1 protein-coding gene is annotated in these 205 nt (G+C 68.8%); it reads right to left on the reverse strand.

The genetic code is table 11. The features are described 5' to 3' along the window. Positions 1–205, reverse strand: a 205-nt coding sequence (locus tag HFD92_RS21625) for a hypothetical protein (RefSeq protein WP_167429681.1), incomplete at both ends; no start/stop codon positions are given.

The raw sequence follows: 205 nt of genomic DNA on the forward strand, positions 1-205 counted from the left end.
GCGTCTCCGGCGGCGTGCGCCACGTCACCGACGACGGCAGCACCGTGAAGTCAATGTTGTGGCGGCTCTCCCCGCCGCCGCCGCTGGCGTAGGGGTTCTCGGCGAAGTCATAGGTCGCCGAGGTCACCAGGTATTCGCCGTTGTCGCTGAAGTGCGGCGCGTTGAGGACCGAGAAGGTGTACCCCGGCGCGATGCCGGTGGCCGT

The organism is Pantoea sp. EKM101V, from assembly GCF_011800325.1.
In the GTDB taxonomy this organism is placed as follows: domain Bacteria; phylum Pseudomonadota; class Gammaproteobacteria; order Enterobacterales; family Enterobacteriaceae; genus Pantoea; species Pantoea anthophila.